Source organism: Streptomyces sp. NPDC045968, assembly GCF_056430475.1.
In genome coordinates, this window is record NZ_JBWKLF010000005.1 from 42487 (window position 1) to 56635 (window position 14149).

Sequence of the window (14149 nt, forward strand, 5' to 3'; positions counted from 1 at the left end):
GAGATGGCCGGGTCCACCGACGGCGACGCGGCAGAGGTGTTTCCTTTCGCGGCCGTCGTCCTCGACGACAGGGGGGTGGTTCTGCGCTGGTCCGGGACCGCCGCGGACCTGCTGGACCGGACCGCCGGGGAGACCCGTGGCCGCCCCTTCGCCGCCCTGCTCGCCGACGGCGAGGACCGGGGGCGAGCTGACGGCGCCGACGTCCCCCTGGACGGCCGTGCACGGCTCCTTCACCGGACCGGGCCCCCGATCGAGGTGGACCTCCGGACGCTGCGGCTGGAACCCTCCAGCGAGCTCCTCGTACTCCTCGTGCCCACCGAGCCCGCGGTCGGCCGAACGGAGGAACAGCGCCGGCTTCGGACCCGCCGCGACCGGGACCTGCTGCACGAGTCCGCCGTCCGCATCGGCGGATCTCTCGATGCGGCGCGTATCGCGCAGGACCTGGTCGACGTCCTCGTCCCCGCCCTTGGAGACCTGGCCAGCGTCGAACTCGCCGGCAGTGTGCTCGACGGGGAAGAACCGCCGGAGACCCACGGCGGGGGAGACCTGGGCCTGCGCCGGACGGCGGTCGCCTCGGCCACCGGTACCTGGCCGCCTCACCTCGTGCAGCCCGGCCAGTTCATTTCACCCATGCTCGCCACGGGCGAGCTACATGACGTACAGCACGGCCGGGCCGCCGTCTTCGACCCGGCGAAGGTGGCCGAGCTCTTCAAGGACCCGTTCCAGCACCTCCCCGAGCGCATGCACACCGCCATGTGGGCCCCGCTCTTCGCCCGCGGACTGGTCCTCGGCACCGTGGCCGTCTGGCGCACCGCCCAGCGGGAGCCGTACGGCGAGGAGGACGCGGATCTGCTCACCGAGATCGCCTCCCGGGCCGCCCTGGGTGTGGACAACGCGCGCCGCTACACCCGCGAGCGCCGGTCGGTCCTCGCGCTCCAGCAGCGCCTGCTGCCGGAGCCCCTCACCGATGCCCCCGCCGCCGAGACCGCCGGCCTGTATCTGCCCACTGGCAGTGGAGCCGGCGTCGGCGCGGACTGGTACGACGTCATCCCGCTTCCCTCCTTCCGGGTGGCCCTCGTCGTCGGCGACGTGGCAGGACACGGCCTGTACGCCACCGCCACCATGGGCCGACTGCGTACGGCCGTCCGCACGCTCGCCGACCTGGAGCTCGATCCCACCGAACTCCTCACCCATCTCGACGACCTGGTCCAGCAGTTCGGCAATCGCGCGGACCCGGTGAGTCCGTTCGTCGCGACCTGCCTGTACGTCGTGTACAACCCCGTCGCCCGGCGCTGCGCCCTGGCCAGTGCCGGTCACCCGCCGCCCGTTCTCGTCACGCCCGATGGCGTGGCCGAAGCGGTCGACATCACTCCCGGGCCGCCCCTCGGCGTGGGCGGACTCCCCTTCGAGACGGTCGTCTTCGACGTCGAGCCGGGCAGCGTCCTGGCCCTGTACACCGATGGCCTGATCGAAGGCCGCGACGGTGACGCGGACGGTGGTCTGCGCTGGCTGCGGGAGAGCCTGTCGTCCTCGTGCGATGCCGGTCACTCCCTGGAGGAGACGGGACGCACGCTCCTCGCAGGCCTCGCGGAGCCGCCGCGTGACGACATCGCACTGCTCCTGGCCCGCGCCCGCGCCATACCCGACGAGCACACCCGGCGCTGGGAGTTCCCGGCGGACCCGACCATCGTGTCCACCGCGCGACGGGTCGTCGCCGAACAGCTCACCGCATGGGGGCTGGAGGACCTCGTCTTCACCACGGAACTGATCGTCAGCGAACTCGTCACGAATGCCGTGCGGTACGCGGGCGGACCCGTCGGGCTGCGGCTCATCCGCGAGAGCACGCTCGTCTGCGAGGTCACCGACCCCAGCAATACCCAGCCGCGCCTGCGCAGGGCCCGTTGGAGCGACGAGGGCGGACGTGGCCTGTTCCTGGTGGCCCAGTTGACCAGCCGGTGGGGGAGCCGGCACGGCAGGCACGGCAAGACCATCTGGGCCGAGCAGCCCCTCGAACCGAGGCAACTCGAACTCGCGGAGCTCGACTTCACGGGATTCCTGTGAACGGCAGAGCTCCTGCGGTCGGCCGGTCAGTTCCCGGCTCCTGTACCGGACCTCGCGTCCGTGTCGGCACCGCTGGCGGCCCAGGAGGCGAGGAAGCACAGACCGTCGTACGAAGGGCTGCCCGGTTCGGCGGTCCAGGTGACCAGTGACTGGTCGGGATCGGTGGCGCAGGTGAGCGTGTCCCAGTCGAGCGTGAGGTCACCGGCCACGGGGTGGCGGAACACCTTGGTGCCCATGCCGCGGTGGGCGACGTGGTGGGCTCCCCACCACTGGCGGAAGTGCTCGTCCTGTACGGAGAGTTCGCCCACGAGGGCGGTGAGCCGCCGGTCCTGCGGGTCGCGCGCCGCCTCCATGCGGAGCTGGGAGACGCCGGTGTGGGCGACGGTCTCCCACTCCGGATACAGCGCCCGAACGGCGGGATCAGTGAATACGAGGCGTACGTAATTGCGGTGCTTCTCGGGAATCTTCGAGAAATCCGTGACCAGGGCGGCTGCGAGGGGATTCCACGCGAGGATGTCCATGCGGCGGCCCAGAACAACGGCGGGAACGGTCGTCAGGTCGTCGAGCAGTCGCCGCAACTGGGGATGGACCTTTTGCACCGCTTGCCGCCGGGGCCGAGAGGCGTCCCGGCCGGCCAGTTCGACCATGTACTCGCGCTGGTCCTCGTCGAGCTGCAGAATCCGGGCGATACTGTCCAGTACCTGCGGCGATGCCGTTCGGCGCCCCTGTTCCAGGCGGGTGTAGTAGTCGGTGCTGATGGAAGCGAGCAGGGCCACCTCCTCCCGGCGCAGTCCCTCCACCCGGCGCCGGTTTCCCGTGTCCGGCAGCCCGACCGCCGAGGGGCTGAGTTCCATGCGGCGAGCCTTGAGGAAAGCGCCGAGTTCACTGCTGTGCGCATTTCGATTCATACATTTCAGTCTCGCAGGGGAAGGGTGCTTTGTGAGGGGGTCTGTTGTGTCCCAGGGACTGGGGTGTCCGGGGACATGTTCTGCCCCTTTTCTGTTGGCGGGGCGGGTGTGAGTGTTCATGGTGTGGCCGTCCGGTACGGGAGCTGGACCCCCGTGGCTCCCCGCCGGACGGCCTTGCCCCCCTGCACATCGTGTACGAACGCAAGGACACCCCCCCCAGCTCATGAAGACGAACGTCACCTTCCCCAGCGCCGGCCTGAACCTGGCCGGCATCCTGTTCACCCCCGACGCCCACACCGGCGACCCGATCCCCGCGATCGTCGTGTCCCACCCCGGCGGCGGTGTCAAGGAACAGACCGCCAGCATCTACGCCGAGCGCCTGGCCCGTCAGGGCTTCGCGACCCTGGTCTTCGACGCCGCCTACCAGGGCGAGAGCCAGGGCATGCCCCGCGGCCTGGAAAACCCCTTCCAGCGTGTCGAGGACATCAAGTCCGCCGTCACCTACCTCACCACCCGCGACGACATCGACCCCGACCACATCGGCGGCCTGGGCATCTGCGCCTCCGGCGGCTACATCACCAACGCCGCCCAGAGCGACCACCGCATCAAGGCCGTCGCCACCGTCTCCGGCCTCGACCTGCGCGACCTCCTGGTCAACGGCCTGGGCCGCACCCAGGGCCCCGAAGTCCTGCAGACCATGCTCGACCAGGCCGGCGCCCTGCGCACCGCCGAGGCCAAGGGCGAAACCCCCACCACCCTGAACTGGGCCCCCGAAACCCCCGACGGCCTGGAACAGGCCCCAGAGCTCTACCGCGAAGCCCAGGACTACTACCGCACCCCCCGCGGCGGCCACCCCAACTCCACCAACCAATGGGTCCTGCGCAGCATCGACCAGATCGCCCAGTACGACTCCTACGCCCACATCGAACTCATCTCCCCCCGCCCCATCCTCATGATCATCGGCTCCCGCGCCGACACCGCCTACTTCAGCACCGAAGCCATCACCAAGGCCCACGAACCCAAGGAACTCTTCGTCATCGACGGAGCCACCCACGTCTCCCTCTACGACCAGGACACCCACGTCACCCCCGCCATCACCAAACTCAACACCTTCTACACCACCCACCTCACCACCTGAGCCATGAACACCAGCGCGCCCGGCCCTCGGGGCCGGGCGCGGGTTTCGGGTCAGATCTAGCCAAGGAGTGGAAACATAAAATATATTAAGCATTCTTCTTGAGGTAATCTTCGCTGGAAACGAGGCGCACGTCGTGCAGATCACCCCCCCGGTCGAAACAGCGGTTGCCCGTCTGGTGGCCGAGCTGGACTACGAATCGCTCCCGCCCGAGGCGGTGCGGGGCGCGCGGCGGCTGATGCAGGACCAGCTGGCGGTGCAGGTCGGCTGCGCGACCCTGCCCTGGAGCCGCGCCGTGCTGGACCTGACGCTGACCCGTCATGTGCCGGGCGGGGCGCACGTGACCTTCACCGGCGACGCGATGAGCGCGGCGGACGCGGCCTTCGTCAACGCGACCTTCGGGCACGGATTCGAGTACGACGACGCCCACCGCGCCAGCTCCAGCCACCCGGGCAGCTGCGTGGTCGCGACCGCCCTCGCCGTGGGCGAGGAGCTCGGCGCCACGATGCGGGACGTGCTGCTCGGAGTCGTCGCGGGATACGAGGTCTACACCCGGATCGGCGTTCTCGCCGCGCCGGAGCTCCTGGAGCGGGGCTTCCACCCGCATGCGGTCCTGTCGAACTTCGGCGCCGCCGCGGTGGTCGCCAAGATGCGCGGCTTCGACCTGGACCGCACCACCCATGCCCTCGCCATCGCGATGAGTCACTGTTCGGGCACCACCGAGTACACGTCCTCGGGTGGTTCGGTGAAGCGCGTGCACGCGGGCATCGGTACCCGGAACGGCATACGCGCGGCCGAGATGGCCGAGGCCGGTATTACCGGTCCCCTTGCCTTCCTCACCGGCTCCAAGGGGTTCTTTCACACCTTCGTCGGGCGCGACATCGACGTGGACGCCGCGGCCGCGTTCTCCCCCGATGCCGGGTTCGAGATCGAGCGCGTGTGGATCAAGCCCTACAGCTGCTGCGGTATCAACCACGCGTACATCGACGGCGCACGACAGCTCGCGGACCGCGTCGAACTCATCGAGCGCGTCGAGCTGGGCATCCAGACCGGCGGGAACCTCATCGTCGGCACGTGCAACGTCAACGCGTACGAGCCCCAGAGCATCGAGAACCTCCAGTACAGCCTGCCGTTCCAGTTCGCCCTGTCACTCCTCGGCCTCGGTAACGGCTACGCAGCCCACCGCGCCTACCTCGACGGCAAGCTCGACCTCTCCGCGGGCGGTGAGGTGGCCGAGCTCGCCAACCGGGTCGGCATCACGGCCAAGCCCGCACTCGACACCGCGTACGCCGGCAAGTGGGTCGGGGACATCACCGTCACCTACCGCGACGGGACCACGGAGAGCCTCATCGTCGAGAACCCGCTCGGTACCGCCGAGAACCCGATGTCACAGGCCGATCTCGACGCCAAATTCCGGGACCTGACCGGGTCGGGCATGGGCGCCGGGCGGAGCGAGGAGCTGTTGCGGGCCGTCACCAGTGGTCACGACGACATGCCTGTCGGCGTCTTGGTCGAGCTCCTGGTCGTCTGAAGACCACTGCCTCACCCGCTTTTTCCTTAACCGAGCCGCTTCTGTTTACGGACGAACAGAAAAGAGAACGTGCATGCCTACCTCCTCAGGAACGACACAGGCGATTCCGGACTTCGTCACGGGTCCCAAGAAGCTTCTGATCGCTGGTGAATGGGTCGAAGCCGCCTCCGGCAAGCAGATCGACGTCGTCGATCCGGCTACGGGCAAGACGCTCGGGACCATCGCCCAGGGCGACGCTGCCGACATCGACCGAGCCGTCAAGGCAGCCCGGAGCGCCTTCGAGGGGGAGTGGAGCCGCTGGACGCCGCACCAGCGCCGCAAGCTCCTGCTGAAGATCCACGACGTCGTCCTCGACCACTTCGACGAACTCGCGCTGATCGAGACGCTCGACATGGGCGCCCCCTTGGCGAGGACGAGAGGTCTCGCCGAATGGACCTCCCAGGTCCTGCAGTTCTTCGCCTCACAGTGCGGTTCCGCCGGCGTCGCCGCACCGCAGAACTCGCTGCCCGGCAACTTCCTCACCCTGAAGCAGCAGGCTCCCGTGGGCGTCGTCGGAGGCATCATCCCCTGGAACGGCCCGCTGATCGGTCTCTGGTGGATCTTCGGCCCGGCGCTGGCCACCGGTTGTACGGCCGTCCTGAAGCCGGCCGAGGACGCCTCTCTCTCGGTGCTGCGCGTCGCCGAGCTGCTGACCGAGGCCGGAGTGCCCGAAGGTGTCATCAACGTCGTGACCGGATACGGCGCGGAGGCGGGCCAGGCCCTGGCGGAGCACGGGGACGTCGACCGCGTCGCGTTCACCGGTTCCGTCGGTACCGCGCGGGCGATCGTCAAGGCCTCCGCAGGCAACCTCAAGCGGCTTCAGCTGGAGCTCGGCGGCAAGTCGCCCGACATCGTCTTCGCCGACGCCGACCTCGAGAAGGCCGTGCCCGGTGCGGCGATGGGCGTCTACACCAACAGCGGGCAGGTGTGCGTCGCCGGTACCCGGATCCTCGTCCAGCGGTCCGTGCACGACGAGTTCGTCGAACGCATGCGAGAGTTCACGAAGACGATCCGCGTGGGAAACGGGCTCGACCCCGACACCCAGCTCGGGCCCCTCGTCTCGGAGCGACAGCTCGAACGCGTCATGCACTACATCGGCGTGGGCGGCGACGAGGCGCAGCTGGCCGGTGGCGGCAACCGCCTCGGCGGCGACCTGGCAGGGGGTTACTTCGTCGAGCCGACGATCTTCGCCGGCGCGACGAACGACATGACCATCGCGCAGGAGGAGATCTTCGGCCCGGTCGCCTCCGTGATCCCCTTCGACGACATGGACGACGCACTGCGCATCGCCAACGACACGCCGTACGGCCTCGCGGGCGGTGTGTGGACGCGCGATCTCTCGACCGCGCACAAGGTCTCGCGCGGGATCACGGCGGGCACCATCTGGGTCAACTGCTACGGAGTCCTCGACCCGGCCGTGGGGTTCGGCGGCACCAAGATGAGCGGTTACGGCTGGAAGGGCGCCAAGGAGCACGTGGACAGCTTCCTGTACCCGAAGGCCGTATACATCAATCTCGACTAGAGGGACGAGAACATCGCCGTCCGGCCGAAGGGACTGCGCGCGGGGGCGGAGAGCACCCTCAAGGGGCATCAGGAAGCCCACCGAGAATGCCTACCGAGGCAGTCGGCCGAGGCCGGCCGGGACGTCCGTCTCCGACTCGTGTGCGGTCACCGATGGCCACGCCCGCGCGGCGGACTCGAGCACGGAGCCGACCACCTCCGGGTCCACCCCGGACAGGGCCCCGAACAAGCCGCTCGTCCGCAGGGAGATCAGCCCCACCAGACAGGCGACCAGGACCTCGGCCCCGGCCTCCGGGGTCTCCGCGCCCTGGGCTGCCAGCCGGGCGGCGAGCGGTGACACGAGGTGGGTGCGTATCTCGTCTGCCGCGGAGGCGCGTACCTCGGGAGCGCTGCCCTGGGAGAGGAGGGCCTGCACGAGCGGGCCCGGTGCTCCCCGCAGATCGGCCCGACGCAGTGCCTCAGCCGTATAGGCCCGTGGATCGAGCCCCTCGGAGGGAGCGGCCGACTCGCGGCCGTCCTCGGCGACCACCGCCCGGTACAGAGCGGCCTTGTTACCGAAGTACCGGGCGACCAGAGAGCCGTCGGCCCCGGCCCGCTCGCCGATGTCCCGTAGCGTCACCGCCGCGTACCCGCGGCGCCCGAAGAGCTCACGGGCCGCGTCCAGCAGCGCGGCCCGAGTGGCGTCCGCGTCGCGCTTCCTGCCGCGCGTGTGTTCCCTGGGCGAGTCCATGGCTGCTCCCTCCGGCTCGGATCGTGTTCAGCGTTCGGAGCCGCGGCGGGCGTTGTCAGCGGAATCCGCGCGGGCGGGCCCCGCGGGCAGGCCGTCCTTGGCGGGGCTCCGTGTCACGACGGCGGACTCGGCCACCGGGGCGGTGGATCGGCGAGGCGGCAGGGCGACGGCGGCGATGACCCCGAGGGAGGTCGCCGCGGCAGTGACCAGAAGAGCCGTGGTGTAGGCGGAGTCGCCGGGGAGGAGACTGCCCGCTGGGGTGAAGGCGAGCATGATCGCCGAGATCGCGGCGCTGCCGACTGCCCCGCCGACCGTGCGCAGCACCTGGTTGAAGCTGGTGGCGCTGCCGGTCTCGGACGCTGGGACGTGGCGGACGATGAGCAGCGGCATGACCGCGTACGCCGCACCGACGCCTGCGCCGAGCAGGAAGGTGCCGAGGACGAGGACCGTCAAGTGGTCACGCCACAGGGCGAGTACGACCAGGTCGAGGGTGACCACGAGGGAACCCAGTGGGAGGACGCGGAACGGGCCGAACCGGGAGACCAGGACGGAGGCGAACCGGTTCGCGGCCACACTGCCCACGGACATCGGCAGCAGCACGAGGCCGGTGGCGGTGAGGGAGAGGTGGAAGCCGTACCCGGCCTCGGCGGGGACCTGTGTGTAGAGGTTGACCAGGGACAGCACGCCGAACATGCCGATGCCCGTGAGCAGCGCGGTCGCGTTGGCCGCGAGGACGGCGCGGTTGCGCATCAGCCGGACGTCGATCAGGGGATACGGGGTACGGCGGGCCTGGAGCGTCCACAGGAGCAGCAGAGCCGTTCCGGACCCCAGGGATCCGAGCGTGGCACCCGACATAGGGCCCCAGGCCACCCCTTGGCTCACGGCCAGGAGAACGAGAGCGAGCCCCGAGCAGACCAGCACCGCCCCGGCCAGGTCGAGCGGACGCGAGGGGGCCGACGAACCCGCGGGCACCGCCCAGCGCACCACCACCAGGGCAGCGGCACTCAGGAGGGCCGCGAACCAGAAACCGGCGCGGTAGTCGAGGTGCTGGGCGATAACACCTGTGAGCGGGTAACCGATGCCCGCGCCGACGGACGTGGTGATGGAGAGCGAGGCGATGCCGGAGCGTATCCGCTTCGCGGGCAGGTGGTCGCGGGCGACGGCGATCGCGAGGGGCAGGAGACCCATGCCCATACCCTGCAGGGCGCGCCCCGCGAGGAGTAGCGGGAGTCCCGGGGCGGTCGCCGCCAGCACGCTTCCGGCGAGCACGCCTGCCAGGGATGCCTGGATGGCCGTTCGGCGGTGCGGCCCGTCGCCGAGCCGGCCGAGCACCGGGCCCGCGACGGCCCCCGCCAGCAGGGTCGCGGTCAGCACCCACTGGGCGGCACTGAGCGACACGTGCTGATCACGTGCGATGGTCGGCACCATCGGCGCCCCGAGCGTGCTGATGACGGAGACGGTCAGTGACGTGAACATCAGGGAGGGCAACAGAGCCCGTGGCCGGGTGGCATCGTTCCTGCGCCTGTCGTCCTGCGGGGCGTCCGAGCGGGACTCGGCCATGCTGCGGCTTCCTTTCGGGCCGGACCGTTGTCAACGATCCATGTCATCAGCGGATGACATTAAATATGAAAAATAAAATCCATTCCGTCAAGTCGGGGCGAGCTCAAGTCGGGGCGAGCTAAGGGCGAGCTTCGAAGTCACCCCCCAGGGGGTGCGGTCGACGGGGCCGGCTCGCGCGGTGGGCCGGGCACCGCGCCGTCCCGCGTCGGGACCCCGCAGGAAGCGAGGTGACGCGGGACGGCGCGGAGTCGAGCTACAGGTTGTCCTTGAAGAACGGCGTGATCTTTTCGAATGCCTGGTCGACCGCGAACGGTTGGTCGTACAGGTCGTAGTGGCTGGCGCCCTTGACGACCAGGATGTCCTTCTTCTTCGACCGGGCCCGGTCGAAGAGCTCGAACCCGTCCCGGTACGAGCCGAAACTGCCCGGTACGTCGCCCACGACGATCTGGAGCGGTTGCGTCAGCAGTACCTCGGCCAGATGGAAGGCGTCCCAGCCCACTGCTGCTTCGAGGCCGGAGAAGCGCAGCTTGTTCGGGGAGTTGGGATTGTGACCGCGAGGCGTCTTGTAGTAGTCGATGGCCTGGACGATGTCGATGTCGGTGATGCCGGCCTTCTCGCGCTCCTCGTCGGAGTTGGGGATGTAGGTCGTGATCACCGGGTCCGCCCCGCGCGCTTCGGCTGTCCGCTGCTTGCCGATGGCCTCCAGTGTTTCGAGGGCCGCGTCGGCCGTGAGGTTGCCCTCGCGCATGAGCCGTCCGTAATTGGCGGCCACGACCGTGACCAGCGCCTTGATCCGGTGCTCCGTCATCGTGGCGTTGGCGGCGTAGCCACCTCCTCCGCAGACGCCCAGGGCGCCGATGCGGTCCTCGTCGACGTAGTCGAGCGTTACCAGGTAGTCGACCGCGCAGCGATAGTCCTCCACTCGTGTCGCAGGGTCTTCGAGGTGCTTCGGTTCGCCGCCGCTCTCGCCCTGATGCGAGGCGTCGAAGGCGAGGGTTACGTATCCCTGCTCCGTGAGCCGCTCGGCGTAGATGCTGCCCGCGGTCTGCTCCTTGCAGCTGCTGATCGGATGGCCGCAGATGATGGCCGGGTACTTCTTCGCCGCGTCGAAGCCCTTCGGGAGCCGCAGGTCGGCTGCGACGTCCCAGCTCCGGTTCTTGAATCGCACGTGTTCCATGTGCTCCTCCTTGCCGTACACGTTGCCCCGCGGCAACGGCCTGGTGCGGGCCCGCCGGGCCGAGGTGAGTGGCCCAGGGACCTTTGCGGCATATTGCCTATACCTCGCATATTGGATCATTCCATGCGTCGAGTGCGGCATCCAGGGACAGATCCGGCCCCCCTTGTCCGAGTGGCGCGACGGCCGCCTTCGTGCAGGTCCCGCTCCGGGCCGGGGGTGACGCGGGGTCCGCGTACGGGAGACAGGGCCTTTCCCCGGAATTCGAATAGTTTCTTTCCGGGGAATCCGAGATGATCGGAACCTGTTAATCCGTTTTGAATGCCAGGAGAGCAGTGTCCAAATATCTGGACACTGCTCTGATGAAATTCGATCTACCGTGGATGCAGCGGAAGCGCCGATATCGATTCGATTTAACAATGCCGCCTCGGATGCTCCTTCCCCGTCGGGTTTCGAGCATGCCCATAGGGTCGGCCGACGTCATTTTGGAGATGCGCATGGTGAATGCACGCATCATGAATTTCAAGCTTGTGGTGAGCGACCTCGACCGCTCACTCGCCTTCTATGCGGAGCTGTTCGGCCTGCGGGAAGCGGTCCGGCTCGAGTTCAGCGATCCGGACGTGGAAGAGATCGTTCTCGAGGACGCGAGCGGAGCTCGTGCCCTGGTGCTCCTGCACGGCGATGTGATGCCCACACCGTCCGTGCCGGGGTGGACGCCGGTGGTGTTCCAGGTCGACGACGTCCAGGCCGCCGGCGACGCGATCCGCCGGGCCGGGTACGAGCTGGCCATCGAACCCATCAGCTTCGGCCCCGTGAGCATCGTGATGGCTGTCGATCCCGATGGCTATCTCATCGAAGTCGTCTCCGGCGATCTCGACAGCCTCGCCTCCACTCCGGCCGGGCAGCGGGTCCCGCACCCGGTCCCGCACATCCACGAGCGGAAGTGACCGGTGGCGCTGATCCGTAACGCCCTCGTCTCACCTCACCGAACAAGGAGAAACCGCACATGACCTGCCACGTGATCTTCAAAATGACCGTCAAGGACGGACGCATGGACGATCTGCACAAGTGGATCGTCGACCACCTGCCTGGCACCCGTGGCTTCGAGGGCAACGTCAGCGTGGAGGTCGTCCGCGACCAGGACGCCCCGAACACGATCGTCTTCATGGAGAAGTGGGGGGCCCGCCAGAACTTCGAGAGCTATCTCGCGTGGCGCACCGAAACGGGCACGGTGGGGGAGTTGGCCGGGATGATCGAAGAGGCCATCGACTTCAGGTACCACGACGTCTTCGGCGTCTGATTGCCTGGTGGTCGCCGGTTCGGCATCACGAGCGACGACCTGAGAGCAGCGGGGCCCGGCCGTGGCAGGCCGGGCCCCGCTGTGCGTGGACCGTGCTACGTCGGCTCGGTGGATTCGGGCTTCGGGATCCGGACCATGGTGAGGGCGACGAGACTGACGACCGAGGCCGCGGCCATGTACAGCGACACCGATACGGAGGTGTGCGTCGCCGCCAGGAGCGCGACCATGACGAAAGGAGCGAGCCCCGCACCGACGATGTTCGCCAACTGGTTGCCGATCGACGAACCGGCGAAGCGGACCTTCGGCGGGAACGCCTCGGCGAACAGGGCGGTTCCCGGCCCGAACATCGCTCCCACGCCGAGCTGCCCGAGGGACGCGCCGAGCAGGATCAGGGCGAAACTGCGGGTCTCCACCAGCGGGAAGAGGGCGAAGGCCCACGCTCCGGCGAAGACCGCGCCCGCGGCGTAGACCTTGCGGCGGCCCACGATGTCGGACAGCCAGGCGAACCCGACCGTGCCGACGGCGAACGCCAGCATCGAGAGCATGAGCACCGCGAGCATCGCGTTCTGAGAGATGTCCAGGTCCTGTGTCGCGTGGTGGAGCACCCCGGTGATGATCACGTAGAAGTTGATGCCTGCGGGGAGGAAGACGAAGGCGACCAGCAGAACCTGCTTCGGGTGGCGCAGCACCTGAACCACGGACGAGCGCGGCGCGGACCGGCTCTTGTCCGCGAGCTTCCGGTCGGCGCTGCGGAACTCCGGCGTGTCTTCGACGCTCCGGTGCACGAAGTAGGCGAGGGGGAACATCAGCACACTGAGGAGGAACGGGACGCGCCATCCCCAGGCCGTGAACTGGTCGTCCGTCGTGACGTTGCTGATGAGCAGGAAGACCAGCGTCCCGGTGACCATGCCGACGACGACGCCCAGCTGGGGAAGGGCCCCGAAGAGACCTCGGCGGTGTGGTGGCGCACTCTCCAGGGCCAGCAGGGTGGCACCGCCGAAGTGGCCGCCCACCGAGACCCCCTGGGCGATCCGGAGGATCACCAGGAGGACGGGCGCCGCCACTCCGATGGTCTCGTGGGTGGGCAGCAGGCCTATGAGTGTCGAGGCCACGGCCATCAGCACCATGGCCGCGAGGAGAGCGGGCTTGCGGCCGAACTTGTCGCCGATGTGACCGAAGACCGCGGCGCCGATGGGCCGGCCGGCGAAGCCGACCGCGAACGTGGCGAACGTGGCGAGGGTGCTCAGCAGAGGGTTCCCCGAAGGGAAGAAGAGGTCGTTGAGGACCAGTGACGCGGCCGTGCCGTAGATGAGGAAGTCGTAGTACTCGATCGATTGGGCGGCGACGGTGGCGAAGAGGACCCGACCCTGGCGCGAGGGCGTCGGGGTCGCCGCCTCCGTGGTTGTCGGACGGTTTTCCTGGATACTCATCTTCTCCTCATTCCGGAGCGGCGTTCGAAGGTTTCGGAACACGGGACGAGTCGAAGCGCGGCGAGAGCGCCCTGCGGGGACAGGGCGTCACGGGGGACGGCCGGCACTTCGATCTCTGCGGTGGTCGACGACCTCAGGAGGCCGTGCTCACGTGGCACACCGGATGGCATGTCGTGGAAGGCATGCGAAGGGGAGCGCGGTGCGATGTAGGTCCCGTGCGTCGGTGAGAAGGCGGTGCTCAGATGCGGCCGGCATCCACATGCCGGCCGCATCTTCCTGGAGCGACTGCTTCAGGAGGGGCCCGGTGGGGCTCAGACCTTCGCCTCGAGTCGAGGCCCCATGGCTTCGAAGAGCAGGCCGAGCCGCTCCGGGTGGAGCGCCTCGCTGATCATCATCTCCGGCGTGTTGTAGCGCACCGCGAGGGCGTCGATGGAGTCCTGCAGGTTGTCGGTCTCCAGCTCGTAGATCGCGAGGTAGCCCCACGGGAAGGGCGCCTCGGAGCGCTGCGAGGGAGCCAGCGCGAACCGCTGTGCGGCCACGAATCCCGGAACCCTGAGCGCGTCGTGCAGGTGCGTGTTCGTGTACCAGTCGTTGAATTCCTCCTCCTTGCCCTCGACGGGGTTGGTCAGCACGACGTAGGTGTACCTCGGCATGGCTTCCTCCTGGTGCGGCTCTGGGAGCGCGAACGCACAATATTTTGTGACCGGATAAAGGCAGCGACTCCGCAGCGACTCCATGGGGGTTCTGCCCCCACCGTTGG

12 protein-coding genes are annotated in these 14149 nt (G+C 68.6%); 6 read left to right on the forward strand and 6 right to left on the reverse strand.

The genetic code is table 11. The features are described 5' to 3' along the window. The first annotated feature begins 3 nt into the window (after positions 1 to 3). Entirely contained in the window at positions 4 to 2061 is a 2058-nt protein-coding gene (locus tag AC07FA_RS15930) for an ATP-binding SpoIIE family protein phosphatase (protein ID WP_479076006.1), read from the forward strand. 26 nt (positions 2062 to 2087) lie between these two features. On the opposite strand, the gene AC07FA_RS15935 is transcribed toward AC07FA_RS15930, so the two are convergent. After that, positions 2088 to 2969 (reverse strand): helix-turn-helix domain-containing protein, encoded by an 882-nt coding sequence (locus AC07FA_RS15935; protein WP_479076008.1) that lies wholly within the window; start codon positions 2967 to 2969, stop codon positions 2088 to 2090. Positions 2970 to 3192: 223 nt separating this feature from the next. On the opposite strand from AC07FA_RS15935, the gene AC07FA_RS15940 reads away from it, so the two are divergent. The 3 genes from AC07FA_RS15940 to AC07FA_RS15950 all read left to right on the forward strand — a co-directional run bounded on the left by AC07FA_RS15940 (position 3193) and on the right by AC07FA_RS15950 (position 7196). After that, complete coding sequence (locus tag AC07FA_RS15940) at positions 3193 to 4107, forward strand: alpha/beta hydrolase (RefSeq protein ID WP_479076010.1); 915 nt, start codon at positions 3193 to 3195, stop codon at positions 4105 to 4107. A 133-nt stretch (positions 4108 to 4240) separates the two neighbouring features. Next, positions 4241 to 5635, forward strand: a complete 1395-nt coding sequence (locus AC07FA_RS15945; RefSeq protein WP_479076012.1) for an MmgE/PrpD family protein — start codon at positions 4241 to 4243, stop codon at positions 5633 to 5635. A gap of 73 nt (positions 5636 to 5708) precedes the next feature. After that, complete coding sequence (locus tag AC07FA_RS15950) at positions 5709 to 7196, forward strand: aldehyde dehydrogenase family protein (RefSeq protein WP_479076014.1); 1488 nt, start codon at positions 5709 to 5711, stop codon at positions 7194 to 7196. A gap of 90 nt (positions 7197 to 7286) precedes the next feature. On the opposite strand, the gene AC07FA_RS15955 is transcribed toward AC07FA_RS15950, so the two are convergent. The 3 genes from AC07FA_RS15955 to AC07FA_RS15965 all read right to left on the reverse strand — a co-directional run bounded on the left by AC07FA_RS15955 (position 7287) and on the right by AC07FA_RS15965 (position 10662). Next, positions 7287 to 7925, reverse strand: coding sequence for a TetR/AcrR family transcriptional regulator (locus tag AC07FA_RS15955; RefSeq protein WP_479076015.1), 639 nt, complete (start codon positions 7923 to 7925; stop codon positions 7287 to 7289). A 27-nt stretch (positions 7926 to 7952) separates the two neighbouring features. Next, entirely contained in the window at positions 7953 to 9485 is a 1533-nt protein-coding gene (locus AC07FA_RS15960; protein WP_479076017.1) for an MFS transporter, read from the reverse strand. A 253-nt stretch (positions 9486 to 9738) separates the two neighbouring features. After that, positions 9739 to 10662 carry an alpha/beta hydrolase gene (locus tag AC07FA_RS15965; RefSeq protein WP_479076018.1) on the reverse strand — a complete coding sequence of 308 codons (924 nt, stop codon included), beginning with the start codon at positions 10660 to 10662 and terminating at the stop codon, positions 9739 to 9741. Between the two features lie 512 nt (positions 10663 to 11174). Here AC07FA_RS15965 and AC07FA_RS15970 point away from each other — a divergent pair. Both AC07FA_RS15970 and AC07FA_RS15975 read left to right on the forward strand, forming a co-directional pair. Continuing rightward, positions 11175 to 11606, forward strand: coding sequence for a VOC family protein (locus AC07FA_RS15970; protein WP_479076019.1), 432 nt, complete (start codon positions 11175 to 11177; stop codon positions 11604 to 11606). A 59-nt stretch (positions 11607 to 11665) separates the two neighbouring features. Next, a complete protein-coding gene (locus AC07FA_RS15975; RefSeq protein ID WP_479076021.1) occupies positions 11666 to 11959 on the forward strand; it encodes a putative quinol monooxygenase in 294 nt (97 codons plus the stop codon). A gap of 95 nt (positions 11960 to 12054) precedes the next feature. Here AC07FA_RS15975 and AC07FA_RS15980 read toward each other — a convergent pair whose 3' ends face one another. Both AC07FA_RS15980 and AC07FA_RS15985 read right to left on the reverse strand, forming a co-directional pair. Next, positions 12055 to 13389, reverse strand: a complete 1335-nt coding sequence (locus tag AC07FA_RS15980) for an MFS transporter (RefSeq protein WP_479076022.1) — start codon at positions 13387 to 13389, stop codon at positions 12055 to 12057. Between the two features lie 311 nt (positions 13390 to 13700). Further along, positions 13701 to 14042, reverse strand: coding sequence for a hypothetical protein (locus tag AC07FA_RS15985; RefSeq protein WP_479076023.1), 342 nt, complete (start codon positions 14040 to 14042; stop codon positions 13701 to 13703). Positions 14043 to 14149 lie beyond the last annotated feature (107 nt).